Below are 24,969 nucleotides of genomic sequence, written 5' to 3' on the forward strand. Positions count from 1 at the left end.
CATTGTTTAGTAATTATAGTATAAATATGTTTTTAAACAAAATTTTAAAAAGCCTCGGAAAAATCCAAGGCTATTTTTAAAAATTTTCCTCTTTTACATTAAACTTTCCAGCTCTTTCTTGAGTATTTCTTTATTTTGCACGCCCGAAAATTCTTTTATAATTTTTCCGTTTTTGAATATTTTAAGAGAAGGAATAGACATAACTTCAAACTTTGAAGCAGCTTCTCCGTTTTCATCCACATTACATTTGCCTATTCTAATTTTTCCTTCCATCTCCTTGGCTAGTTCATCTATAATTGGTCCCATTATCTGACAAGGTCCGCACCAGGACGCCCAAAAGTCAACTAAAGTCACCTTGTCGTTTTTTATAACCTCCTGTTCAAAATTTTCATCAGTAAATTCTATAGCCATATAACTTAAATGATAAGCCTTGATAACCTTCATGAAAAAGATCACCCTGCTTATTTTTATTAATTATTATATTAATGTCCTTTTATAAATAACTAACAATTATTAGCATTAATAAAAAATTATCTTTATTTATTTACCCAACCTTCTGCCGCGACTCAGGAAATCATTGATAGCTATTTCGAACTCTTCTATTCCAAAATCAGGATAATATTTTTCTGAAAAATAAAGCTGAGCATTAGCGGTGTCCCACATCATAAAACCGGCACTTAAATGAGGCTCACCGCCAGTACGAATCATAAAATCAACAGCCGGCAAAGATTTGGTCATAAGATTTTCCTTTATCGTATCTGCAGAGATAGCTTCTGCTGGAATCTCCTTATTAATAATCTGTTTTATAGCACTAGCCATTTCATCATCACCACTGTAAGCCAGAAAAAAATTAAGAACATTCTGGGAATAGTTTTTAGTCGCTTCAAGGCAATCATATAAAACTTTTTTCAAAGAATCCGGAAACTGTTCTTCCCAATGGCCAATAAAATTTATTTTTACCTGATGTTTATGAATATCTTCACTTTTGAGCAACTTAGTAAAATGCTCTTCATAAATGCGCAATAATTCCCGGCTTTCTTCTATTGGACGCTTTTTGAGGTTTTCCAGAGATGAACCCCAAACAGAAAAACATTTTATCCCAAGATCAAGGGCCTTGCGCAAAAGTTTTTCAGTATTTTCTGCTCCAGCTTCATGCCCTTTCCAAGGTTTAAGGCCGTGTTCTTTCGCCCAACGGCGGTTTCCATCAGGAATAATAACAACATGATTTGGTAAACTATTTTTTCCATTATTTAGCATTGCGATACTATAAAAAATTACTTTTTTGGTTAAATTAAAAAAGTTTCATCAACTTTTAAATTATACCATGATTATAATATTTGATTAAGCTTCCCTATTTTCTAAATATTCCACTAATCCTGTCAGAAAATTTTTAGCTTCAGGAAAAAAAGCCATCTTTTTTATTTCCCTTTTTCCTTTTGCCAAATAGCCTGCTGACATTTCTTGAGCATATTCAAGCGCCCCTGTATTTTTCAAGATGTCCTGAAAAACCATAACTTCTTTACTGGTTATACCCTTTTTGCCTAAAATAAAGTCCAACTGCTTTTTTTGCCTGATATTTAACCACTTATAAGCCCTGATAACCATGATAGATTTTTTTCCTTCTTCTATATCTGATACGGATAATTTACCTGTTTTTTTCTTATTTCCAAAAACTCCCAGAATGTCATCCTGAATCTGAAAAGCAATTCCTACATTAATGGCATATCGACTCAAACACTGCATTAATTTCTTATTATTTTTGCCAGCTAATATTACACCCATACATAAGGGATTTTCAAAAGTATAGCGAGCTGTTTTATTGGCATACATAGCTAAAACTTCTTTTTCGGTAGCTTTTTTCCCCTGTGCAATTTTAACATCCTGTGATTGCCCAACTATTGTAGTTTCTACTATTTTCTGCATTTTTATCAAAGATTGTAATGTTGTCTTAATGTCAAATCCAGCTTCTAAAATTATTTTGTTGGCCATTGCATAAAGCATGTCACCGGCAATAATGGCGATTGAATTTCCAAAATGCTGTGCTTCTTCTGCGGGCATATTTTTTTGCTTTTTGCCAGCAAAGAAAGTTTGCAAAGTTTTTTCTCCGTGCCGCAATAGTCCCTTATCCATGATATCGTCATGGACAAGAAAAAACATGTGCAATAATTCTGCAGCTGCAGCAGTTTTTATTATTCTTTTCTTATTTTTACCGCCTGCCCCAAAATAAGCCTGGCACAAAAGCGCTCCGCGGATTCTCTTTCCTCCGGCTAAAGTTATTTTTTTAATTTGTTCTAGGGCTTCAGCGATAAGCACATCCTCTTTCCGCACATTTTTAATAAGACCATTAAATTGAAGTTTTAATTCATCGTCTATTTCTTTTTTCAGTTTTATTAAAGTTTCTTTAAAGTTCATAAAACTTTTTTATTTTCACTTTCCTATTATCCCAATTATCGAAAAGCAAGTCAATAATAAATAAAAAAGCAGGAATTAAATCTATTCAGATAACCCTGCTCTTTTTCATGGTATAATGCATTTTTTAATGCTTGTATTTACTGGGCGTTTCTGATGAAATGTGAGCCATTTCCTCAGACCTTTCTCCTTCCGACCCAACTATTTCAATAATTGCAAATGATCCACCCGACAAGGCTTTCTCTATCTGGCATTTAGCACAATCGCATTCTGCGCCCCCATTTTCTGCCATCTTGAAAATTCTGAAACCACTTCTGAGAATAATTTTAGTCCCTTTTTCCCAGAATCCGGTTCTTGTCCTGAATGAATTCCAGAGAATTGACTTTACCAAAATAACCGTCTCCATCTTTGTTTCTATTTCTTTTATCCTTGCTTTTAACCTCCATGAATCTCCTTGATAATTTTCAAGAGATTTTAAAATTTTCTCCGCTTCATCTGAAATTTTTGTCATGTAAGTTAATAAAGCCTTTTCATAATCACTTAATATTCCAAGCTGGACATCCCCCTCTTCTGGATGAAATTTAACATCTACGAAATCTCCACTTTTAAGTATTTTAAAAACTTCTAAGAGAAAATTTCCTTCTAAAGCCTTAGCTATTATTCCTTTTTTATTATCTCCTTTCAAAGTACACCTCCTTTATATCTTGTATATTTAGGTTTTTAACCCAATCTTCTGATTATACATAAAACACAAAAAAAGTCAACCACCGACTAGTATTATTATAATTTTCTTTATATAGTCAAATAAAAAATTTAGTGCTTATTTTTTATGTGTCCCTTAGTCGGCCCATCAAGCATAATTTTAAAATCTGCTGAAGTATAAGCACACCCTGGTTTTGGCCATTCATCATAATCAGCACAGCAGTCTTCGTCCATGTGATTCTTATTTTTTCTTGAGCTCCATCCCGGCTTGTCTTTTTCAGCGGGACAATGGGTACCTTTTTTAATATAATCTGACCTATTATTTTTGGGAGCAGAATTTATTGATTGATGATTGGCATTTTGGGATAATTTTCTTGCAGAATTTTCTTTTTCAATAGCCTCTCTTAATTCTATGATTCTATCCGGTTTTTTATTAAACAGTATCTTATCATCACTTTTATGTATAATATTATACTTCTTTGGATTATTGCCATATGTTATATAAGGAACAGAATACATATTTACTGTTTCATTTTTTACTGTTTTTTCTCCAATAATAACCTCCTGAAAATATTTCTCGGCCTGATTTAATGTCGTCACTGTTTTGACGCCTTCAATAAAATTTTCCTCAGCGAATGAAACATCAGACACTAAAAATCCTGCAAAAACACATGAAGTAATCAAAGAATATCTGAAAATACCATTTCGCATATATTGTAATAGATATGATTATTTTTATATTCTCCTAAAATATACATTATAATACATATTTGGCAATAAATTATTTTAATAAGATAAAGCCCTATTGATTGCTCAATAGGGCTCATGTTCTGATTTACAGAAAGTTTTCTTTTGTACATTTGCGGCTTATTACTGTTGTACATTTATATTTTTGTAGCAGACTAATGCTATCATTCTGAATTCGCTATTCAGATCTTTGTGGAATTTTTTAATTATTTCAGGAGGAATATTTTTCATGATTGATGGCATTATTTCACGGCAATGAGCCAGCACCATGCCTTTGAAATCTTCCGGACAATCATTAAAACGATCACTTAACTCATCAATGGATATAATCGTCTTTAAAACATTACTGTATTGGTTTCCGATAAGCCCATTGAATGTTTCGTCACAATTGTCAAATAAATCTTGAAGTTTTTTCAGTGATGTTTCTTTTTTGATCAACTGGAGAGCATAATGAGCATACAATGGCACAAAATGTTCTTCACATTCTTCATGAAGATTATCCAGCTGTTCAAAGGACTCGATTTTACTCAACAATTTGTCGTATGGATCAAAATAGAAATCTTCGAATTCTTCCGGACAGTCATTGAAATGTCTTTCGAGATCTTCAATTGATTCAACCGTATATAATAATTTCTGATACGGCCCCTGGAAAAGATCATTGAAAGCATCAGGACAATTTCCACGTCGTTCTTCAAGTTCTTCAAACGAAGTGATAGCATCCAAAAGTTCTCCGTAGCGCTGCTTGATAAGTTCATCGAATTGATCCTGGCCAAGACAATTTCCGTATTTCTCTTCCAGCTCTTCAAGAGAAGCTTCTTTCAGAAATTGCGGAAAAAGTTCCTTATACCTAGAAGTAATGGCTTCGTCAAATTCTTCAGGACAATTTTCATATCTATCTTCCAGTTCTTCCAAAGAAACTTCTTTCAAAAGTCGTCCATAAAATTCTTTAATAAGTTCATTAAATCTACCTGGATTAAGACCATTTCCAAACTCGTCTTCCAGCTCTTCCAGAGAGGCTTCTTGTAGAAATCGGGGGAAAAGGTCTTCATATCGAGCAATAATGATATCCTGAAAATTATCAAAATTCATGCTGTTGGCCTCTTTCACCTGTTCAATATCATTGATAACTGAAAGAAGTTCTTTTAGGCGAACACCGATAAGAAACTTAAATTGCTGGGGACATTTATCGTTTTGCCGACTAAGTTCTTCAAGATCCTGAATGTTAGCCAGAATATCCTTGAACCCATATTCTGATATTGGCTCATTTGATTTGGATGATGAAATCGGATTTTTTGTAATCGTTTTTGAGATTGGTTCATCAACAAAAAGATTCTCCCACCAGTTGTCCAGCCGCTCCAATAATCTTATTAATGCTTTTAACATATCTATATCCTGCCTCCTTTAAATGGTTTATTTTTTAGCTTGTAAAATAACTTTTGAACAATTTACTGTATCAAATTATTATTTATTTGTCAATTGTCCATAAATTGTTCATATATAACGTATCTAAATAAAGAAAAAGGGTCCTGTAGTTTTCTACAAGACCCTGCCTAATAATTTTTAGTTTACTTGAATTCCCTATGCCGACACTTCTTCAAACACTGCCTTGGTGTGTTCAGCGTTAGCGAATTTAGCATAAAAAAGACGAACATTCACGGTGCCTTTGGTCAGACTGAGTAAGGTTTTCGCCACCTTACCCAAATCAATCTTGTGCCGATTTACCATATTTCCGGCTACGCGCAGGAATTGATTTCCTATAATATCTTTCATGCTCTCGTACTTTTTGCAATCCTCATGGTTTATAAGGACAATAAGCTTAATCGAGTCATGTTTACTTAAAAACAGACTGATTATATCACTTACTACCTTAAACTCTTTGGGGAAAGTTTCGCGTTCGGAAAATGAAGCGGCCGCACCAGGTATGACTACCGGAATATATTGTCCTGATGCCAATCCCAATTCATTGTGGATAAATTGATCAAAGGCGTTTTGGAAACGCGGATCATTACAATGAATTACGATTGCTTCCGGATGACTTATGTTTAAGTCATATTCCTTGACCACTGACTGCATTTGTTCTTCATTCCTACCCTTACCGGACAAATTTGAATCACCATTGATTCCGCTTTCTAATGCTTTATTGTTTGCCTGTTGCCGGTTATTTTCTTTCCTATCGGGGAAAGGTATTGGCTTTTTTTCTAATGAGATACCACTTTTCCCTTTTTGATTTTTATCCATTTAACCCTCCTATTTCTTGATAGTAAAGTGCACGGGAACAGATTCGCCCCCGTGCACAAATTTCATCATCACGCCCTATCGAGCGTTATGATTTTTCACTTTTTTTCTTCAGATCCTGCATTTTTGTCGGCAACCATTGATAATGCTTCACCAATGTTTACGCCGGCTTTTTTGAACAGATCTTCCAGGTCAATACCTTGGGTTTTCAAAATTCTGACAACATTGGCTACTGTCTGAGGAACTATGCTTCCCATGGTCTGAAGACCTTCACCTTTTCCGCCCATATCAACGATTTTGATGTTGTCGATGCTGCCAAAAGGTAAGGCCACGCTCTTGAAAATCGATTCTCCGACTTTGGCCAGTGCTTCTCCACCTTTGTCTACCAGGGCCGGCAAGCGGTCGAGGATAATAATCAGACGCGAGGCATCATTCATTTGAGCCAATGCTTCAGCCATGGCCTTGGTACCAGTAGCTTCAGCGGTAAGTTTCTTTTCCACCTTGGCCGCTTCGCCTTCCGCCGATGCCATCAAAGTAGCTCTGATCTTATTGGCTTCACCTTCGCCTTCCATTGTTTGTGAAACCTTATCAGCTTCAGCTTTGATTTGAACTTTTTTGGACTCGCCTTCCGCTTCCGTAATTGTGGCTTGCTTATTTGCATCAGCGTCAATAAGTTTTTTCTTCTTGGCTGCTTCGGCCGGCATAACAACGGTGGCTTCGAGTTCTTTCCCTACCCTTATAACTTCTTTTTCCTGCACATGCGTCTGGGCTTCTTTTTCTGCCGCATCACGTTCAGCTTCCTTGACTTTGAGAACTTTTGACTGATCAGCCAATTCAATATTTTTTGCCATCTCTGCTTTGGCATTTGCAGTTTCAGTAATGACTTTCATATCGGCAATTTTTACATCGCGGTTCTTATTTGCTTCCGCGACCTTGGCTGCATTTTCAGCAGTAACTATCGACGCATCACGTTCGGCATCAGAGACTTTAATTGTTGATTCTCTTTGCGCCTCAGCAACTTTAATGTCTGCATCACGTTTAGCTTCGGCCACTGTCTGTTTGCCCAGCGAATCAATGTATCCGTACTGGTCATTGATATCCTGGATAACCAAAGTGATGATGCGCACGCCAAGAAGCTTTAATTCGGCGCCGGATTCTTCCAGAACTTTCTTATTGAATTCGTCACGCCGTCTCAGTAATTCCTGGATATCCAGTTTACCGATAATTGACCGCAAATGACCTTTCAGGATGTTTTGGATAAATTTGTTGATTTCTTCTTCAGATTTTCCCAGAAATGCTTGTGCAGCATTGACCAAGTCTTCGAACTCAGTCGATAACTTGCAGGTTGCCACACCTCTGACTTCAACTTTTACGTTATCTTTATTGGGAATAGATGATTCGTTTATTTCCACCTGAAAGGCGGATGTCGACATTTCCTGGTAATTTTCTACGAATGGGATTTGTACCTTGCCGCCGCCACATACTACCTTAAATCCGAGTGAATATTTTTTGTTTTCAGGAGCGGGACCGGTATATGTATATTGTCTTCCATAAAAAACACCGACTGCATTTGGCGGAATTTTTTTGTATCTGCTTGCGATGTACTTAAGAGCAAGTATGATACCCACAACAACCAACAAAATCATGCCCGGAACAAACGCCTTACTTACAATACTTGATAAAATTTCCATGAATTCTTTCCTCTCTTTCGTTTGATTTTATAATTTGGGTTTATGCTACTTATTATACAGTTTTCACTGTAAGTTTTCCGCCAACAACCTTTTCAACGATAACTGTTTTGTCTTTATCTATCGGTTTACCGTCATTGGAACAGGCCATAAACGTACAGTAACGTCCATTCATGGTCATTCCTACTTCTCCGATGGCGCCTTGATCAATAGGCGTAACAACCGTAGCTGTTAATCCTACCGCGTCAGAAGTATTAACTACCGATGAGCCTTGCTGTTTGTAAATTGCTTTATAAACAAGCCACATTACGATAGCAAAAAAAACTCCTGAGCTTGCGCCGACAAAAGATGCATTTGGATACGACAAATCATAGTAACGAGCTACCGCACCTGCGGCACCAAAGGTCATTATGAATGTCGATATCACCTTCATGGAAAAAATACTGACCGTTGATTCGCCACTTCCGCCGGCATCATGACTTACGTCATGATCATGATCCATATCATGGTCACCGAAAATGTGGGATCCAATGGTAAGTAATAATCCTGACAACGCAATTGCAACAAAAATCAACATAAAAAACCCTCCTTTCTTTTTCTCTTTATTCGTTGTATTTTGTTTGTAAAAATTTAATTGTAAAACAACGCTATTGCAAAAATTATTGCAACCTTCTTGTATAGCAGATAAATATAATTTTGTCAAGTGGTGAAAGTATTTTATTATCATTTTCTTTGCAATAAAAAATAAGGCTCAAGCAAGCCTTATTTTTATCGCGTACACTTCGCACTCACTGGTTGGAACCAAATCATGAGAGAATTGGTTAAATGGGATAAACTTAAGAAAGGTATCAACCCTTTTATTATTGAAGATTTATTAAAGGCTAGAGAAATAAATAAGGCAAGGGGTTAGCCTTGCCTTGTGGAAGATTTGTCTTTTTCCCTCTCTGCATTCATTTTATTTGCTCTCACATGAAGAGCCTCCGCTGGAGTAATTTTTTGTTTAGCAAATATGTTTATTATTTTGGTTGCAGCTTTCGCGGCGGAGAATGATTTGGCCGCTTCTTTATAAACAAAACTGCCGTCTTCTTCTTTTTTGAAATTCTTCTTTTGATCGTCGGGAACTTTTTCGAAAGAATCAAATTGCTTCGGTTTAAACATTTCAGACATATTTTTTGATTATTTAATATTTATATCTTTATTCTAACACCTAACAACAAACGCGCAAGATTATAAAAAATATAAATTGGTTCCAACTACTCCCCTAAGGTATAAAAAAATAAGGCTCAAGCAAGCCTTATTTTTATCGCGTACCACCACGGGGAATCGAACCCCGGTTACCAGGATGAGAACCTGGCGTCCTAGCCGCTAGACGATGGTGGCATTTGCATGAATTTTATAATACCAATCTTTTCAAATTAAGCAACAGAAACAAGCTATTCTCTGGCTTCTGAGAATGTAAAATAATTTATAAAAATTTCTACAGCCTTACAAATGGTTTCTTTTTCCATTCCTTGTTCTGTCTACAAAGAAGTTTTTTGGCTTGAGTAGGATCAGCTATTATCTTTTCAACTATTTTCTCCATCCTCATCCCTTGCGAACCTTTAACTAGGACAAAGTCTCCTTCTTTTATAAACTGGGATATTTTTTCGGCAGCTTTTTCCGGATCATCAAACCGCAAAATATTTTGCTCAGGAAATCCTAGCGTAATCAATTGGCCGACTGTGTGCTGCATTCTATTACCAACAGCTATAAAAGCATCTATGTTTTCTGAAAATATTTTTTTGCCAACTTCCTTATGGCCTGATTCTGTTTGATCACCAAGTTCTAACATATCCCCAAGAACAGCTATTTTTCTTTTGGCTCTAAGCTGGCCAAGAACTCCCAGCGCCGCAATTGTAGAAATGGGTGAAGCGTTATACGTATCATCAATTATGTAGCTGCCTTTTATGCCTGGAAGAAGATTGAGCCTACCTAAAGGAGCACGAAAAGATTCTATAGCCTGTGCAATATCAACTAAATTCATTTTAAATATTATTCCGACACTCACTGCTGCTAAAGCCGGATATACATAATGTGATGCTAAAAGATTTTTAAGGCGGATAGGAATGTTTTTACCGTCATAATTGAGCTTGAAGCTTATGCCTTCAGGACTCTCGTTTTCATAATTATAAATCAGATTAGATCCATTGACAGTGGCGTTTTCATTTAAACCATACGTTAGAACATGTGCCTTGGTTCGATTGGCCATTTCCATAACAAGTTCTTCATCGGTATTTAAAATTGCATATCCATCAGGGTTTAATGATTCAATAAGTATTCTTTTTTCTTTAGCAATGTTTTCAACTGTATTAAAAAACTCAATATGGCTCAAAGAAACGTTTGTAACAACTCCTACCATAGGATGTATGAATGACATGAAATATTTCATGTCATCTGGGCGATCGACTCCGAGTTCAAACACTAAAATTTCCGGATAAAATGGAAACACCAATATGAAAATCCATTTAAAAAATACCCATATCCATTTGAAAATATTTTTATTGCCGCTTTCGGCTCCAATAATTGTTAATGGAATTCCAATTTCATTATTATAATTTTTCTGATTTTCACGTACATTATATCTATAGGAAAGCACCGTAAAAATAGCTTCTCTAGAAGAAGTTTTTCCAACTGATCCAGTAATAGCCACAATTTTAGGCTTATGACGCTTAAGAACGGCAATAGCCATGAGACGCAGTATTTTTTCTAAAAATATTAGCTTCTTTGACTTCATAATAAAATTTAATCGCTTGATGTAATAACTTTTTCTCTTGATTCTTTCTTGTCATTTTTTTCAGTTGCCTGGTTTACTGGCTGTGAAACTACCTGATTTGGTGGCCATTGTATTGGCGCCATTTTTGCTAGTGGACTTGATTCTGGATTTTCTGTAGGCGATACTTTGTAATATTTAAGCAAAAACTTCATAACCTGTCCAAATGCTGGTGCAGCTGAAGATTCTGCCCATTGTACATCTCTGGGATTTACAATTTTTACTAAAACAACAAATTTAGGATCATCTATAGGTGCATATCCAGCAAAAGAACCTATGTTCATACCTTCTTCATATCCTTTTGAACCAGATTTTGCAATCTGGGCTGTTCCCGTCTTCCCTCCCACAAGATAACCTGGAACATCGGCACGTTTTCCGTGGCCTTCAACCACAACGCTTCTGAGCATTTTTGATATCTGCTCAGCCGTACTTTCTGAAATAACTTGCCTTACCTCTTCAGGCTTAATTTCTTCTTCATGCCCGTCGCTATAGCGTAACCTATCAACAATCTGCGGTTTCATTAGAACACCCTTATTGGCAAATACGGCGTACCCGGAAATTAGTTGCAAAGGAGTTACAGAAATACCCTGCCCGAAAGATGCAGTAAAAAAGTTAATGGTTATTTTTGGATTATTTAGATTTTTTATATTTCCAGGAACTTCTCCAGGCAATTCTATGCCACTTTTTTCCCCAAATCCAAACCTTTGTATATAATCAGCAAATTTCTTATTGCCAACTAATTTTTCAATATATATTACTCCTGTATTCAGTGATTTTTCTAAAACTTGAGTCATTGTCTGCACTCCATTAGCTTTCATGTCAGAATTATGTATACTATACCCTGCTTCTTTAACAACTCCTGTATCTGTATAAGTAGTATCTGGATTAATTTTTCCGCTATCTATTCCTGTTGCTACAGTAAAGGCTTTGAAAACTGAGCCTGATTCATATGGTTGACTGACAGCAGAGTTGACGAATCTGGAAATATCTTCTGTCTTTGAGAATTCATTGGGATTAAAACTTGGTTGGTTTGCCATAGCCAATATCTTTCCAGTTTTAGGATCCATAACTATAATAGTCCCGCTATCTGCCCTAAAACCTTCAACTGCTTCCTTTAATATTTTTTCCACTTCAAATTGAACGGTATGATTTATGGTTAAAATAAGATCAGGACCATCTTTTTTCTCCTGCAGTTTTCGTTCACTCATAGGTATCCACCTTCCACGTGAATCGCTTTCCTGCGAAAGTGAGCCTGACTCTCCGCAAAGTTTCTTTTCCCAATAAGCTTCAAGCCCATACATTCCGCGTTGCTGTTCACCATCTGATCCGACAAACCCAATAACTTGGGCAGCCAGTTCTTTAGCCGGATAATATCTAAAGCTCTCTCCCAAAAAATATACCCCGGCTATCTTCGCCTCTTGTATTTTTCTAACTTCATCATCAGAAAGTTTATGTTTGAGTATTTCAAACATATCATTAGGATCACTGCTTAATTTATCTTTTATAAAATCTTTATCTAATCCTAAAATATCAGATAATTTTTCACTTGCTTCATTCACATTTTCAATTTCTTTAGGAACTGCATAAGCCATTTGAAGCTCTTGATTTACAGCTATTGGATAAAGCTGATTCTCATCTTGTAAAAAAACCTCTCCGCGCTTAGCTAAAAGTTTAGTAGTACTTTTATGCTGGTTTTCAGCCAATTCTAAATAGGTAGAATGCCTATTCACCTGAAGAACAAACAATTTTGCTAAAATGCAAAAAGCTGTAAAAAAGATAAAAAAAATTAAACAATATATTCTCCAATTATTTTCTCCACAATCAGCATACGGCATTTTTTGTTTTATTGTTTTTGTCTTATTCATAGCCATCGAGTCCAAAAATAATCTAAGCTTCTCAATTTTTACTGCCCTTTGAATCATTGCCATAGGCAACTGAAGAATTTTCTTCGAGATATTTTACACTCGAGACATTAATCATGCCAGCACTCTTGGATTCTTCTTCGATACGATACAATGATTTCAATTCGGCCTCTTTTATTCTTAGAGATTCTTTAATTTTCTCCTGCTCAGCAATTTCTTTTTCCACTTTGCGTATTTCAATGCCTTTGACAGCCGTCTGATTTATAGAATAAACATAGAATAATCCTGAAAATACAGCACATGCAAAAACAATAAACACTGGGTTTATAAATCCCGCTGTGTGTGATTTTAGCGCCTCAATAGGCTGCCAATTTGTTTGTATTTTTCTTTTTATTTTTGGTTGCCAATTTAAGGGTTTTTTCCTTATGACAACAGTTCTATTGATCATTTCTCATGGATCCCCCCAGAGAAATAAATGGATTAAATTTTTTCTATCACTCTTAGTTTTGCACTGCGAGCGCGATTATTGATTTTAATCTCGCTATAGCTTGGTGCAATAGGCCTATGATTGACTAACCTGGCAATTGGATTGATATGGCATTGGCATACCGGAAATTCCGGCGGGCAAATGCATCCCCTAGCATTTTCCCTGAAAGCATATTTTACCAATGAATCCTCACCAGAGTGAAAGGTGATTATTGCAAGCCTTCCTTGTGGCTTTAGCACTTCTATTGCCTGGGAAAGAAACGAATCAAGAGATTCCAACTCACGATTCACTTCTATCCTTAGCGCTTGAAATGTTTTTGTTGCATAATGTATTTTCTTCCGTTTATATATATCAGGAACCGAATGCCCTATTATTTCGACAAGTTCTGATGTCCAGTTTAGCGGTTTTTCTCTGCGCCTAATAACAATATTTCTGGCAATTGAACGGGCATATTTTTCATCGGCTAAATACTTGAGTATTTTTTCCAGTTCTTTTTCTGTGTAAGTATTCAGAATTTCGGCTGCTGTAATTCCCTTAGTCATATCCATACGCATATCGAGGGCTGAATCGTTTCGGAAACTTATTCCGCGCTTCGCATCTTCCAGTTGATCAGATGAAATTCCCAAATCTGCCAGAATTGCATCGACTTTTTCTATTTTTAAATTAGCTAAAATATTTTTTAAATTCGCAAAATTGTCATTTACCAGGTATATATTTTTCGATTCTTTTATTTCGGCAAACCTTTTTATCGCCTGGATATCCTGATCTATTGCAATCAATATTCCGCTATCTCCTATTTTCTCAATAATTTTAAAACTATGTCCTCCTCCTCCTAATGTTGCGTCAACTACAATCATTCCTGGTTTTAAATTGAGGGCTTCTATTGCTTCTTTCAATAAAACTGTCTTATGAATAGGCATATTTAGTAGATTCCCAGTTTGCCAAGCTGTTCTGCGATTTCATCGGTATTTTTTTCGGCGCCTGTTTTATATATCTTCCACTTCTTTTCATCCCAAATTTCCAATCTATTGAAAAGTCCCGCAATCGTAACTGAGCGTCCAAGCCCTGCATATTCTTTAAGATATTCCGGCAGTAATACTCTGCCTTGGCTGTCTATGTCACTTTCAATTGCGCCAGCCAGCATTAAACGCACAAAACTTCTGGTAGTTGATTCGCCCATTGGCAATGTCCCTAATTTTTCCGCTAAATCTTTCCATACTTTAGCTGGATACACAAATAGGCATTTGTCTAAACCGCGAGTGATTACAACCTTGCCTCCCAATTCTTTTCTGAATTTTGAAGGAAGCGCTAAGCGCTTTTTTGGATCTATGCTGTGTTGATACTCTCCGATAAACATATTGTTATTCAAAATACCGATTTATTTTTGGGAGCACAAAATCATAACTACCCCTTTATAGCAATTATTTTTTTATTGTAATAATATGGGGATGCGATTTCTACAGATACAATATTTGTTTGCGTATTTGTAGTTTTTAATCGCAACATGTATTACATCGTATTCACCACTTTATTCCACTTTACTACATTATGATGTAATTTTACTCCACCAATCTACATACGTCAACACTTTTTTAACAATAAAAAAATGGCTTTAATAAGCCATTTTTAAAAAGTTATCCACAGTTTTTTTCTATAAAAAATCTATTCTTCTATTTCTTTCATTTCTTTACCACAGCAGACCAAAACACCGCCACCAACAGTGATAACTTCAACTTCATTTCCGCAAATTTCGCAGCGATATATTTCGCCTATTTTTTCGACTGCCATAATATTATTTTTTAAAAAATTATTTGTACGATTTATTTTTATTTTTCAGATATGAATAATATTCTTCGTTATTGCTGTTTTTTATTGAATATTTTTCAATCGCTTTTTTACAAGCTCTTTCGCCAATTTCTTTCCTTAAATTTTCATCAATAACAAGCCTCTCTATTTTTTCAAACCATTCTTTTTCTCCACTCGCAACAAAGCCATCAATTCCATCCTTAATTGCTTCTCTGAAAGTCTGAGTTGCTGCTGCTATAGTTGGAATTTTCATTATTCCAGCTTCAAAAAATTTCAGTTCTGAACGAGCTTCGCAAAACGGATTCCCGATTTCCAGTGGCGCTAAATTAATATCCACATTGGCAATATTGGCAAAATGTTTTTCTCTAGGAACAAAAGACAGCCTTATTGTCCTACTGGAAAATTTATTAAGCCCATTCTCTATATCCAGCGGCCCTGCTAAAAATAATTCGACATTTTCATATTTTTCCATGATCTGTATCAATGGCCCAGTGATAGTTGCGAAATCTTTATTATGGCTGGATGTTCCGCTGAAATAACCTATCCTAACAGCTTCGTTAGCCTTTAGCTTAGTTAGCTTTTTAGCTTCAAGGATTCCAGCAGCTATTTCAATATCTTTTTCAGAAAGCTTATTGGAAACAACAAAAACTTTTTTGCCATATTCTTTTATTTTTTCCGCCAGAAAAACAGTTGAGGTTGTACAAACTTTAACATAAGGATCTCTAAGTATTTCTCCGCCTATTCCATTTTCAAAAAATTTCTTTTCAAATTCATTGGCATTTTTGAAAAAGTCCTGCTGTTTGATATATCCGGGATCAAAAAGCAGATCATCAGTTTCAAAAATAATTTCCTTATTTTCTTTCTTAAGCTTCTTTATAAATTTTTGGATTTGCGGAATATAGGAAACCTTGTGAAAAACAAAAATGTTGAACTTGTCCGCACAGGACATCAGCATTGGATGTTCCTGGACAACAGAAGAGCATTTAAGCCCATGTAGACTCAATTCCTCTGCTACATTAAGCACGCGATAACGTGAGCTATCCCCCACTATTCCGCTGGAAATGAACAATACGTCGCCTGATCCAGCAGGATGCAACATTGAAAAGAAAACCTTTATAATCTTTTTCAGCCCATAAAAAAACCCTTCTTGCCCGAAAATGGCTCTTATTTTTCCTAAATACCTTTTAAGCATAAGATTTATTCCTTTATAAATTACAGGAATCGCCTTGCAATTTCAAGGCTACCTTTAAACTTTTGGAATGATTCAATTTTACCTTAAAAATTTTTTAAAATCAAAAAGGATGGCAAATCCCATCCTTTTTATTAGCAAGTCTTTTTTATCTTGAGTTAATGAATAGGAATTACGGTTTTAGTGGAAACATTATTTCCCTCGTTGCTTTCATTAACATCATCATCAGTATCAACAACAACTTTGGTCGCATAAGTTGACCATCCACCATAAGTATACTCGCAAGAAACATCCTTGCTTTCTCCAGCTTTCAATTCATCAATTTTGCCATCACAAGAAGCCGAATAGGCATTTGACCACCATTCCCATTTAAAGGAACCAGCGTTTGTTTGGCCCTTATTTTTAATGGTAATTTTAACTTTGAATTCTTCCCCCATTACCGGGTCATGATTAAAATCATATTCACTGACAGACAAATCAGCTTTTCCATGAATAGGAACAACTTGTTTTTTGGCAACATTATTATTTTCATCGCTTTCATCTACATCATTCTGGGAATCAACAATAGCTTTTGTCGCATAATCTGACCAGCTTGAATAAGTATAATTGCATTGGACAGTGTTGCTGCCGCCAGCCTGAATGGCTGATACTTTCTTCTTGCATATCTGTTCAGAAGCAGTTGCCCACCATTCCCAATAAAATTCTCCTGACGCAGCTTGCCCTTTATTGGCAATTTCCACTATAACAACAAATTCAGATCCCATTTTTGGTTCTTCACTAAAAACATATTTTTCACGTAGAGATCAGCCTTTTTAACCTCTACAGGTACTGCCGTGGCTGTTCCATTAGCCGGAGGATTTACATTTGGAGTAATTTCCTTTGCAACTTCTTCATTTGCAGGTGTGTTATTTTTAACAGTTTCATTTTCCTTTTGGGAATTTTTAATCAAGCTATTAACAAAAAGAGTGGCTAATATAATAACTGCTGCAGATAAAATAATTATTATAAATATTAAAATTTTCTTTGAATTAGGCGCTTTGCCTGATTCATTATTGATATTGGATACATTTTCTTGTTCCATATTTTTATAATTTAATATTTAATTTATTCTATTTTAGCTTATCTTACTGGGTTTGTCTAATTTTATTTTTCTGCCTCTTGTATAAAAAAATAGCATAAACAATGACTAATATGGCTACATTCGGAAAAAATATAATTGGATTGCCCCAGCCGATTCCATCAATCATAAAATCAGATATTGGCCAGAGAAACGGGGTCGGAAAAAAATCAAAAGAATGGCTGGGAATATCTATTAAAATGTGAAGCCCCCAGGCGCCCAAAATCCAGTATGGTTTTTTGCGTATAAGCCAAACAGCAAAAAATGTCGCAAAAAAAATAATCAGGCTATGGGTAATGCCATAGAGAATATGCACATACCCTGGGATAAGGCTTTGATCCATATGCCCTTTGGAAAAATCTATTTCTTGAGCAAATCCCAGTATCCTAGCAGCCATAAAAATTCCAAAAGAAAAAATATCAGGACTTATTCCAATTAAAAAAGCTTTTATATAATCTTTGGCATTTTTTCTGCCAAAAGCTATGCCCCCGTAAAGACCGTGGGAAATTATATCCATATTATTTTTGTGTCCTAAAATTATTTAAGGAGCACTCCCCCATCAGCAACTATAATCGATCCTGTCATATATGAAGATGCTTCGCTTGCCAAAAATAAAGCTATTGTTGCCATTTCATCAGGTTCGCCCATTCTTTTCATCGGTATAGACTTGGCAAAATCACTGGGATCAACTTGGCTGGTTCCTTCTGTTTGCACTCCGCCTGGAGCAATAGCATTAACTCTTATTCCCTTATCAACTAATTCCAGCGCTAAGTTTTTAGTAAACCCCCATACTCCATGCTTTGAAGCATCATAAGCTGCCAAACCAACCATACTTGGATGCAAGGCATCTATTGAAGCTATATTAATTATATTTCCTCCACCATTTTTTATCATTATTTTAGCAGCTTCTCTCGAGCACATAAAAACACCGCGAAGATTAACCATCTGAACTTTATCCCATTCTTCCACGCTCATATCCATAGCATTAGCAAAAGGGAAAATTCCGGCATTGTTAATCATGATGTCAATTTTTCCAAAGTTTTTTTCAGTTTCATTTATCAGGTTTTTTACATCTTCTTCAAGACTAACATCAGTTTTAACAAAAATAACCTTAACTCCAAATTCTTTGGAAACAAGACTGGCTTTTTGATTGCCAGCTTTCTCGTTTATATCTGCTATAACAACATCTGCTCCTGCTTCAGCAAACCGGCGCACTATTCCATAGCCTATACCCAAGGATCCACCCGTAACAATCACTGATTTGCTTTTAAAATCAAAAATTTCTTCAATCTTTTTATTCATATTTTTTAATTATTTAATTTATTATTTTATTTTTTCTGCATTTCCTACAATAATATTTATTTTATCATATCACTTCATAAAACACATCCTTTCTTTCAATAATAACTTTCCACTGGTTCTTTTTAGCCACACGATAGAGTTTTTTATTGGGATTAAAACATATGGGCTTGCTGACTACTTTGAACATCGGAATATCAGACTCGGTATCTCCAACAGCTATGGAATTTTTGATAGTTAATTTTTCTTTTTCTATAACTCTTTGCAGAACTTTAGCTTTATTGCTTATCATCTCTCTATGCATTATCGCGCCAGTAAATATTCCTTTTTCGTTCACTTCATACATCCTTCCATATGCTTTATTAAAACCCATACGTTTACAAAATTCATCCACTATTATTTTAGGAGAATTAGAAATAGCCAACAGAAAATAATCTTTTTTCTTAAGCTCTTGGATTAAATCTCTGGTATATTGATAAGTCTGGCTTCTTTTAGCAGCTATGACTTTTTTAGAAATTTTTATAAAATCATTATATTTAACTCCTTTTATGTTAAGCTCAAACGCCCTAACCACTCTATCTATATATTTTTCATATGAATCTTTCCTGTTAAGCCAGTTTTTGTGCTGTTTAGAATAATATTTTTTAGCAGATGATTTAAACAGCCCAGCCTCAATCAATGCTTCAGTTATTTCTATTAAAAGACTAGACCTGAAAATTGTTCCATCTATATCAAATATTGCAATTTTTTTCATATTTCCATTTTAAATTTTAAGCTATAGGCTTATTTCTACTTTTTCACCATTAACCGCTTCTCCGGAAATTATTTTTTTAGCAATAATTCCTTCAACTGTATCTTCAATATATCTGTTTACTGAACGCGCTCCGAAAATTGGATTATACCCTTTTTGGATTATGTCATTAATAACATTTTCACTAAAAGTTATTTCTATATTTTTTTCTTTAGCTACACGACGTGCAAATTTATCTAATTGAAGACGTACAACGCTTACTAATTCCCGGCCATTGAGTGGACGGAAAAATATAACGCCATCAAAGCGATTCAAAAATTCGGTGCGAAATATGTTATTCTCAATTACGTAATCTATGATTGCCTCTTTTATTTCCTCTGCTGGAATATTTTCTTCAACCATTTTTTTAATCAATGATGCACCCGCATTAGATGTTGCAATAATCATGGTATTAGTAAAATTTATTTTTTCTCCGAAGGCATCTGTAACAAATCCTTCGTCAAGAATTTGAAGAAATATGTCTAAAATTTCAGGATAAGCTTTTTCTATTTCATCTAAAAGCAATAAAGAATAAGGATTGTCTTTTATTTGCGTAACTAACCTCCCCGGCTGATTAAGCTGATTCGATCCCAATAAACGATCGATTGAATTGGGCATTTGAAATTCGCTCATATCTAAGCGAACTATTCTTGATTCATCCCCGAAATAAGCTTTTGCCAGAGCTTTAGCAGTTTCTGTTTTACCGACTCCAGTCGGTCCGAGAAAAAGAAAGCTTCCTATAGGTTTTTTTGAATTTCCTATTCCACTACGAGATCTTCGAAAAGCTTCAGCTACATGGTTTATAGCTTCTTCTTGGCCAATAACCTGTCGATGAAGCGTATCTTCAAGGTTTAATAGTTTTTTTCTTTCTTCGCCCTCAACCTGTCCGTGCTTCACTCCGGTTTTTAACGTCAGATAATCATTGACTGTTTTTTCAGTAATAAATTGTTCATCAGACTTTTTTTCCCAAAACATAAGAACATTCATTGCCAAATCCAATGCACGTTCAGGCAATGGAAATTCCCAATTATATCTACTACTGTTAGTTATGATTTCCTTTATAGATTTATAGGTAAATATTATCCTTTTATTTTCATATCTTTGCATTTGAAAAAGCAAAATTGCCGCTGTTTCATCTTCAGATGGCTCACGCATTTCAATAACCTCAAAATATTTTATAATCTGATCATGTTTCTCAATTAAGTGATGGTATTCTTTAGTGGTTGATGTGGCAATTATTTGAAAAGTTGGAACCTCGAGAAACTCACTAATAACCGCTGAAATGTCTGGATGAAAAGTATTAACTTCCTTGCCTATAAAATTTTCCATATTTTCAATAACCAAAACAACATTACCTGCATAACTAGCTTCATGAAAAAGCAAACGCATAAAATTCTCTACATCTTCTCCCTTGTTTATAGCATCAGAAATAGCCCGGCCTAAATCCAGCAGAAGTATCCTAATATCCTCTATTTCTTTTTCTTCATCTATTCGTATATTTCGTGCCAATGAATGAATGAGAGTTTTCTTGCCAACTCCAGAATTACCGACTATTAATACGCAATTCTGATCCGGCCGCTGAATAATCATTTTAAGAATTTCATATTCTTCATTCCGTCCAATAAGTTCTGTCTTGCCGTAATCAGTCCAATCGCTTTCTGATAAATCCTTACAATATTTGTCTAAGTTAACGGTATAACCATAATGCCAATGCATTCCAATTGGCCTTATTTTTTTTAAATTTTCTAAACGCCAAAATCTTCCTGAATTGTTTTTTTTCTCTTCATCTAAAAACTCATGCCTTATTAAATATTGATAATCTTTTTGCGTAAGCCCTCTGGCTCTAAGAAAATCATCCAATAATTTTTCATCACTCATTATTTCTTTTGGAAATCTTTTGCCAACTATGCCAAGCCTTCCGCATATCCTTTCAAATGATTTGTGCTTTAAAAATTCATCAGGCCCCATTTCCGTTGCTACAATTTTTGTGTCATTAAGATAGCAATAAATTGAAAAAATTATCCAACCTAAAACAAAACCGCCTGAAAAAAACGGGTTAATAAGTCCCTTTATTGAGAATGCAAATAAAAACAAGAAGAATAACGGGGCGCTGATCCAGATAAAGTTAATTACTATTCCAAAAAATATAACTGCAATAAATAATGCTATTCCAAAACAAATTATTACCAAGCGGACTATTATGCCAATGAAGCGAGAAATTATATTCTCAATTATAATCTCAAGTGTCCTAAAGGGATGCAATCCGCGCCAGCTTTGTATAGAAACGTCCCGATGCCAAGGATAAACCAACGTTTTTAAAAGTCGGAATATGGAGAAATTCCTAAAAACAAAAAACAGAAAGTTTTTCCAAATTTCCAATAGCTCCCAAACGCCTTGACTGTAATACCAATAAAAAAAATTAGGCTTTTTCATTGCTAGTTTTTGTTTTGATTTACTTAATTTTACATCATAAAAAATCGCTTTGCAAATATGAAAATAACGGGTATAATCGAAACAATGAAAGATTTAAAATTGTCATCAAAAGATTACCAATTTTTTCTTTTTAAGGCCCTGTTTTGGTTAGGCGCAGCCTGGATTGGTTTCATAGCCGCATTAGGAGGTTTTTTTTATGCGCCTTATTTATGGATTTTGATTGTTATTCTAGGAATCTTTCTGTTTTATTATTTTATATTAAAAAATGGATATTCTGTAATTATTTCCCGTGAAATGCTGGCAATAAGCATGATATCAATTCTTACGGTAATCTTATTTTCTTATTTTTCAACTCCCACTATTTTTTCAGGCAGGGATCAGGGATCTATTAGCGAAGCTGCTATAAGATTAGTTCAGAATCATACTTTTGAATTTTCAACTCCTGCTAGCACGGAATTTTTTAAAATTTATGGACCAGGCCGAGCACTCAATTTTCCTGGTTTTTATTATTCCAATGAAGGTAACCTGACAACTCAATTCCCCTTGGTTTACATAGTCTGGCTAGCACTTTTTTATTCTCTTTTTGGAACCATCGGATTCATAGTGGCTAATGCTATTTTGTTTTTTATTTTTATTCTTTCTTTTTATTTACTTGCCAGGCTATTCTTAAGATTTCCCTATGCTTTATTAACACTAACTTTTACCTTAACTTCTTTTTCTTTCATGTGGTTCTCAAAATTTACGCTCAGTGAAAACATGGCATTGTCTCTTTTATGGCTATCCATATTGTCATTGATGCTTTTTCTGAAAAACTTTAGAAGATTTTATTTTTACGTATTCCTTATGTCTTCAACACTTCTTTTTTTCACACGCATTGAAGGAATCGCTATTATGATTGTTTCTGCAATCATAATCCTATACAATAGTGCTGTCAGAAAATTCATAAAAGAAAAAATTTTCCTGAGGTTCTTTCTGCCAGTAATATTTTTTACCATAATTTTTATAGCAAATATTTTCAGGGATTTCAGTTTTTATCACGAGGTTGCAAAAGTATTTTTATCCCCTTTTATTTACTCTCAAGACAGATATGCCGACGTACTTAAAGATATCGTTTTGCCAGCTTTTTATATTGAAAAGTTGTTCTTAATATACGGATTAATAGGTTTTTTTATAGTCGGAGCTATTGGCATATTTTTTTTCATTTGGAAAAAAGAGTATTATAAGCTTATCCCTCTTTTTATAGCCCTGCCTACTTTTATATATTTCTTTGATTCTCATATAACTAATGATAACCCTTGGATGCTCAGGCGATTTATGTTCTCTCTTTTGCCTATCGGAATTTTCTATTCTGGACTAATTTTGGGACGAGGCTTGGAAAATATGAAAAGTAAAAAAATCTTTATTTTTTCAGGCATTATTTCTATATTGCTTATTGTCAACAATTTTCCACCATTTTTAAAATATCTAACTTTTTCAGAGAATCAAGGACTTGATAAGCAGACAGCAACATTCGCAAAAAATTTTTCCTCTCATGATCTCATCCTTATGGACCGTGAAACAACTACTGATGGTTTAAATATGATTAGCGGACCCCTTAGTTCAATTTATGGGAAAAATGCAGTATATTTTTTCAATATAAATGATCTGGCAAAATTAGACCTAAAAAAATTCAGTAACACATATCTTGTTGCTCCAAATAAACAGGTGCCTTATTATTTAAATAGTTCAATAGCCAATAGGCTTGTACCAGAAAATGAATATAATTTTACTTTTTTAAAATTAAAAGCAAATCAGAATGATGGCGTCAAATGGCCAGAAAAAGAAGAGATTTCGGCAAGCGGTAAAATATTTAAAATTAAAAACAATTAAATATTATGTTTGATTTAACTGAAGAAATAAAACTTGAAAATTATTTGCGCAAAAAATATTTGATTGCTAAGTTTTTCTTATATTTGTTTTTTCTGATAGGCACACTTTTTATATTGAACCGAATTATTTTTCCTCTCATATCATTTTCTTTATCTTTTGACAATATAAACTCTCCTAAAAATACGCTGGACTTATCCAGTACAATGTCCCAAGCTGAAGCAATAAAAAAAGGCTTTGTCAAAAATAATGAGGATATGATCTTTACTGCAAGTCCCTTAGGAAACTTCTCTTATTCCACTATTAAATTAAAGACAAGCAAGGATTCTGAAAATATCGAAGGAACTTCCATAAAGATACGCAGATCTTATGAAGCTTTTTTCTATCCAACTGGTGATCCGGTTGGTTTCAGAAATGGAACTCTTCTTTTTGCAAACGGTTCTTATTATATAATTTCCGGTGATGCTCTCAGAAAATTTTCAAATAATAATATAGTCGAACAGCTTGGTTATTCAAAAGACTCTTTTCTGAATGTTTCTTTAGATGATTTAAAATACAACAAAAATGGAGCTGATATAACTGATGCAAATATTTACCCAGATGACACTTTTTTTAATATTGGCGACACTTACTATCAACTAAAAAACCGCCAGCTTTTCCCTTTCGTAAGTGCCGGGGCCTTTTTGTCAAAATTCGAATCCGGACAAGCAATTATAAAAAATGATGATTTTTTAAACCGATATAAGATATCAGAAACATACCTTGGATTCACGGATGGCACATTAGCATCTTTGGCTCCATCGGTTTTTTTCCTGAGCGAAGAAAAAAGCTATCCTATATCAAATGCAGAAACTTTTGTCAAAAAGGGGTTCAATTGGGACGATGTTATTCAGATTAATTCGGAGGAACTCAGTATTTATAAAAAACAAAAACAATTCACTTATAACCAGCCACATCCGGATGGAACTTTATTTTTGGATAGGAAGACAAATACATATTTCATCATTAAGGATAAACAAAAGCGTCCCATAGAAAGTTTAGCTGTTGCCAAAACATATTCAAAACAGAAACCAGTAATAGTAGATTCCGAAGAAAGCGAAACTATTGTTTCATGCCAATTGAAAAAAGTATTTTTTCCAAAAAACACATACGAATGTGATGCTATGCTTAATTCTATGAATAATTTTATTGGTATTGATTTTCAGATTGATTTAAAATTTGCAAATAATGCAAAAATAAATAATGCCAGCATAACCTTCTTTACAGCAAAGAATTTTGATAATTTCATGGCTTTTCTCTCGGGAACAAAAACGAGTCTAATAATTAATTATACTAAATAGCCATAATGTATATTCCAAAATTACCAGTACTAAATAAGAATTACGTGCTTATAGTATATAAACTTCTACATGATGCTTTATTCCTTTTGCTTATGTTTTTTATTTTTATGTTAATAGCTGAAGGGGCATTGCCTGGAGTTGTTTCTTCTCATATAAGCTTTATACTCGTCATTCTTCCTATATTATTAAT

Annotated in this window: 25 protein-coding genes and 1 tRNA gene; 2 read left to right on the top strand and 24 right to left on the bottom strand. The window is 34.6% G+C overall.

What is annotated here, in order from left to right:
- Positions 1-93: 93 nt before the first annotated feature.
- The 24 genes from trxA to PLR68_01395 all read right to left on the bottom strand — a co-directional run bounded on the left by trxA (position 94) and on the right by PLR68_01395 (position 21,573).
- On the bottom strand, positions 94-411 hold the full coding sequence (gene trxA / locus PLR68_01280) for a thioredoxin (protein HOW60376.1): 318 nt from the start codon (positions 409-411) through the stop codon (positions 94-96).
- A 129-nt stretch (positions 412-540) separates the two neighbouring features.
- The gene (gene uppS, locus PLR68_01285; protein HOW60377.1) at positions 541-1,257 is read right to left on the bottom strand and encodes a polyprenyl diphosphate synthase; all 717 of its coding nucleotides are present in this window, start codon (positions 1,255-1,257) and stop codon (positions 541-543) included.
- An 84-nt stretch (positions 1,258-1,341) separates the two neighbouring features.
- A complete protein-coding gene (locus PLR68_01290) occupies positions 1,342-2,412 on the bottom strand; it encodes a polyprenyl synthetase family protein (GenBank protein ID HOW60378.1) in 1,071 nt (356 codons plus the stop codon).
- A gap of 124 nt (positions 2,413-2,536) precedes the next feature.
- On the bottom strand, positions 2,537-3,094 hold the full coding sequence (locus tag PLR68_01295; GenBank protein ID HOW60379.1) for a hypothetical protein: 558 nt from the start codon (positions 3,092-3,094) through the stop codon (positions 2,537-2,539).
- 128 nt (positions 3,095-3,222) lie between these two features.
- Positions 3,223-3,822 carry a hypothetical protein gene (locus PLR68_01300; protein HOW60380.1) on the bottom strand — a complete coding sequence of 200 codons (600 nt, stop codon included), beginning with the start codon at positions 3,820-3,822 and terminating at the stop codon, positions 3,223-3,225.
- A gap of 159 nt (positions 3,823-3,981) precedes the next feature.
- The gene (locus PLR68_01305) at positions 3,982-5,241 is read right to left on the bottom strand and encodes a hypothetical protein (protein HOW60381.1); all 1,260 of its coding nucleotides are present in this window, start codon (positions 5,239-5,241) and stop codon (positions 3,982-3,984) included.
- Positions 5,242-5,436: 195 nt separating this feature from the next.
- On the bottom strand, positions 5,437-6,096 hold the full coding sequence (locus PLR68_01310; protein ID HOW60382.1) for a hypothetical protein: 660 nt from the start codon (positions 6,094-6,096) through the stop codon (positions 5,437-5,439).
- A gap of 95 nt (positions 6,097-6,191) precedes the next feature.
- On the bottom strand, positions 6,192-7,784 hold the full coding sequence (locus tag PLR68_01315) for an SPFH domain-containing protein (GenBank protein HOW60383.1): 1,593 nt from the start codon (positions 7,782-7,784) through the stop codon (positions 6,192-6,194).
- 52 nt (positions 7,785-7,836) lie between these two features.
- Entirely contained in the window at positions 7,837-8,508 is a 672-nt protein-coding gene (locus tag PLR68_01320; protein ID HOW60384.1) for an NfeD family protein, read from the bottom strand.
- A gap of 179 nt (positions 8,509-8,687) precedes the next feature.
- Positions 8,688-8,948 carry a hypothetical protein gene (locus PLR68_01325; GenBank protein HOW60385.1) on the bottom strand — a complete coding sequence of 87 codons (261 nt, stop codon included), beginning with the start codon at positions 8,946-8,948 and terminating at the stop codon, positions 8,688-8,690.
- A 141-nt stretch (positions 8,949-9,089) separates the two neighbouring features.
- A tRNA-Glu gene (locus PLR68_01330) sits at positions 9,090-9,161 on the bottom strand.
- A gap of 97 nt (positions 9,162-9,258) precedes the next feature.
- Positions 9,259-10,554, bottom strand: coding sequence for a UDP-N-acetylmuramoyl-tripeptide--D-alanyl-D-alanine ligase (gene murF, locus PLR68_01335; GenBank protein ID HOW60386.1), 1,296 nt, complete (start codon positions 10,552-10,554; stop codon positions 9,259-9,261).
- An 8-nt stretch (positions 10,555-10,562) separates the two neighbouring features.
- Entirely contained in the window at positions 10,563-12,518 is a 1,956-nt protein-coding gene (locus PLR68_01340; protein HOW60387.1) for a penicillin-binding protein 2, read from the bottom strand.
- Complete coding sequence (locus PLR68_01345) at positions 12,487-12,900, bottom strand: hypothetical protein (protein ID HOW60388.1); 414 nt, start codon at positions 12,898-12,900, stop codon at positions 12,487-12,489. The genes PLR68_01340 and PLR68_01345 overlap by 32 nt, the downstream gene beginning before the upstream one ends.
- 32 nt (positions 12,901-12,932) lie before the next feature.
- Positions 12,933-13,859, bottom strand: a complete 927-nt coding sequence (gene rsmH / locus PLR68_01350; GenBank protein HOW60389.1) for a 16S rRNA (cytosine(1402)-N(4))-methyltransferase RsmH — start codon at positions 13,857-13,859, stop codon at positions 12,933-12,935.
- 2 nt (positions 13,860-13,861) lie between these two features.
- The gene (gene mraZ / locus PLR68_01355; protein HOW60390.1) at positions 13,862-14,296 is read right to left on the bottom strand and encodes a division/cell wall cluster transcriptional repressor MraZ; all 435 of its coding nucleotides are present in this window, start codon (positions 14,294-14,296) and stop codon (positions 13,862-13,864) included.
- Between the two features lie 305 nt (positions 14,297-14,601).
- A complete protein-coding gene (locus tag PLR68_01360; GenBank protein ID HOW60391.1) occupies positions 14,602-14,727 on the bottom strand; it encodes a desulfoferrodoxin FeS4 iron-binding domain-containing protein in 126 nt (41 codons plus the stop codon).
- Between the two features lie 19 nt (positions 14,728-14,746).
- Positions 14,747-15,937 (bottom strand): glycosyltransferase, encoded by a 1,191-nt coding sequence (locus PLR68_01365; GenBank protein HOW60392.1) that lies wholly within the window; start codon positions 15,935-15,937, stop codon positions 14,747-14,749.
- 155 nt (positions 15,938-16,092) lie between these two features.
- Positions 16,093-16,698, bottom strand: a complete 606-nt coding sequence (locus PLR68_01370; protein ID HOW60393.1) for a CARDB domain-containing protein — start codon at positions 16,696-16,698, stop codon at positions 16,093-16,095.
- Entirely contained in the window at positions 16,674-17,015 is a 342-nt protein-coding gene (locus tag PLR68_01375; GenBank protein HOW60394.1) for a hypothetical protein, read from the bottom strand. Before PLR68_01375 ends, PLR68_01370 begins: the two co-directional genes overlap by 25 nt.
- 43 nt (positions 17,016-17,058) lie before the next feature.
- Positions 17,059-17,568 (bottom strand): hypothetical protein, encoded by a 510-nt coding sequence (locus tag PLR68_01380; GenBank protein HOW60395.1) that lies wholly within the window; start codon positions 17,566-17,568, stop codon positions 17,059-17,061.
- A 20-nt stretch (positions 17,569-17,588) separates the two neighbouring features.
- Positions 17,589-18,353 carry a glucose 1-dehydrogenase gene (locus PLR68_01385; GenBank protein HOW60396.1) on the bottom strand — a complete coding sequence of 255 codons (765 nt, stop codon included), beginning with the start codon at positions 18,351-18,353 and terminating at the stop codon, positions 17,589-17,591.
- A gap of 64 nt (positions 18,354-18,417) precedes the next feature.
- Positions 18,418-19,104: an HAD family phosphatase gene (locus PLR68_01390; protein HOW60397.1), complete on the bottom strand. Its 687-nt coding sequence runs from the start codon at positions 19,102-19,104 to the stop codon at positions 18,418-18,420.
- A 21-nt stretch (positions 19,105-19,125) separates the two neighbouring features.
- The gene (locus PLR68_01395) at positions 19,126-21,573 is read right to left on the bottom strand and encodes an AAA family ATPase (GenBank protein HOW60398.1); all 2,448 of its coding nucleotides are present in this window, start codon (positions 21,571-21,573) and stop codon (positions 19,126-19,128) included.
- A gap of 57 nt (positions 21,574-21,630) precedes the next feature.
- Between PLR68_01395 and PLR68_01400 the strand changes: the two genes are divergently transcribed.
- Positions 21,631-23,442 carry a hypothetical protein gene (locus PLR68_01400; protein HOW60399.1) on the top strand — a complete coding sequence of 604 codons (1,812 nt, stop codon included), beginning with the start codon at positions 21,631-21,633 and terminating at the stop codon, positions 23,440-23,442.
- A 5-nt stretch (positions 23,443-23,447) separates the two neighbouring features.
- Entirely contained in the window at positions 23,448-24,779 is a 1,332-nt protein-coding gene (locus tag PLR68_01405; protein ID HOW60400.1) for a hypothetical protein, read from the top strand.
- The last annotated feature ends 190 nt before the right edge of the window (positions 24,780-24,969 follow it).

Source organism: Candidatus Moraniibacteriota bacterium, from assembly GCA_035390125.1.
Classification (GTDB): Bacteria; Patescibacteriota; Minisyncoccia; order Moranbacterales; family GWC2-37-73; genus DAOOTD01.

What these genes read in the sequence shown, in the direction of transcription:
- PLR68_01390 (HOW60397.1), bottom strand. Translation starts at nt 19,104, where the DNA reads ATGAAAAAAATTGCAATATTTGATATAGATGGAACAATTTTCAGGTCT.
- PLR68_01300 (HOW60380.1), bottom strand. Translation starts at nt 3,822, where the DNA reads ATGCGAAATGGTATTTTCAGATATTCTTTGATTACTTCATGTGTTTTT.
- mraZ (HOW60390.1), bottom strand. Translation starts at nt 14,296, where the DNA reads ATGTTTATCGGAGAGTATCAACACAGCATAGATCCAAAAAAGCGCTTA.
- PLR68_01340 (HOW60387.1), bottom strand. Translation starts at nt 12,518, where the DNA reads ATGGCAATGATTCAAAGGGCAGTAAAAATTGAGAAGCTTAGATTATTT.
- PLR68_01325 (HOW60385.1), bottom strand. Translation starts at nt 8,948, where the DNA reads ATGTCTGAAATGTTTAAACCGAAGCAATTTGATTCTTTCGAAAAAGTT.
- PLR68_01345 (HOW60388.1), bottom strand. Translation starts at nt 12,900, where the DNA reads ATGATCAATAGAACTGTTGTCATAAGGAAAAAACCCTTAAATTGGCAA.
- PLR68_01305 (HOW60381.1), bottom strand. Translation starts at nt 5,241, where the DNA reads ATGTTAAAAGCATTAATAAGATTATTGGAGCGGCTGGACAACTGGTGG.
- PLR68_01310 (HOW60382.1), bottom strand. Translation starts at nt 6,096, where the DNA reads ATGGATAAAAATCAAAAAGGGAAAAGTGGTATCTCATTAGAAAAAAAG.
- PLR68_01315 (HOW60383.1), bottom strand. Translation starts at nt 7,784, where the DNA reads ATGGAAATTTTATCAAGTATTGTAAGTAAGGCGTTTGTTCCGGGCATG.
- PLR68_01375 (HOW60394.1), bottom strand. Translation starts at nt 17,015, where the DNA reads ATGGAACAAGAAAATGTATCCAATATCAATAATGAATCAGGCAAAGCG.
- PLR68_01395 (HOW60398.1), bottom strand. Translation starts at nt 21,573, where the DNA reads ATGAAAAAGCCTAATTTTTTTTATTGGTATTACAGTCAAGGCGTTTGG.
- PLR68_01290 (HOW60378.1), bottom strand. Translation starts at nt 2,412, where the DNA reads ATGAACTTTAAAGAAACTTTAATAAAACTGAAAAAAGAAATAGACGAT.
- rsmH (HOW60389.1), bottom strand. Translation starts at nt 13,859, where the DNA reads ATGCCTATTCATAAGACAGTTTTATTGAAAGAAGCAATAGAAGCCCTC.
- PLR68_01385 (HOW60396.1), bottom strand. Translation starts at nt 18,353, where the DNA reads ATGAATAAAAAGATTGAAGAAATTTTTGATTTTAAAAGCAAATCAGTG.
- murF (HOW60386.1), bottom strand. Translation starts at nt 10,554, where the DNA reads ATGAAGTCAAAGAAGCTAATATTTTTAGAAAAAATACTGCGTCTCATG.
- uppS (HOW60377.1), bottom strand. Translation starts at nt 1,257, where the DNA reads ATGCTAAATAATGGAAAAAATAGTTTACCAAATCATGTTGTTATTATT.
- PLR68_01360 (HOW60391.1), bottom strand. Translation starts at nt 14,727, where the DNA reads ATGGCAGTCGAAAAAATAGGCGAAATATATCGCTGCGAAATTTGCGGA.
- PLR68_01380 (HOW60395.1), bottom strand. Translation starts at nt 17,568, where the DNA reads ATGGATATAATTTCCCACGGTCTTTACGGGGGCATAGCTTTTGGCAGA.
- PLR68_01370 (HOW60393.1), bottom strand. Translation starts at nt 16,698, where the DNA reads ATGGGATCTGAATTTGTTGTTATAGTGGAAATTGCCAATAAAGGGCAA.
- PLR68_01365 (HOW60392.1), bottom strand. Translation starts at nt 15,937, where the DNA reads ATGCTTAAAAGGTATTTAGGAAAAATAAGAGCCATTTTCGGGCAAGAA.
- PLR68_01400 (HOW60399.1), top strand. Translation starts at nt 21,631, where the DNA reads ATGAAAATAACGGGTATAATCGAAACAATGAAAGATTTAAAATTGTCA.
- PLR68_01320 (HOW60384.1), bottom strand. Translation starts at nt 8,508, where the DNA reads ATGATAATAAAATACTTTCACCACTTGACAAAATTATATTTATCTGCT.
- trxA (HOW60376.1), bottom strand. Translation starts at nt 411, where the DNA reads ATGGCTATAGAATTTACTGATGAAAATTTTGAACAGGAGGTTATAAAA.
- PLR68_01405 (HOW60400.1), top strand. Translation starts at nt 23,448, where the DNA reads ATGTTTGATTTAACTGAAGAAATAAAACTTGAAAATTATTTGCGCAAA.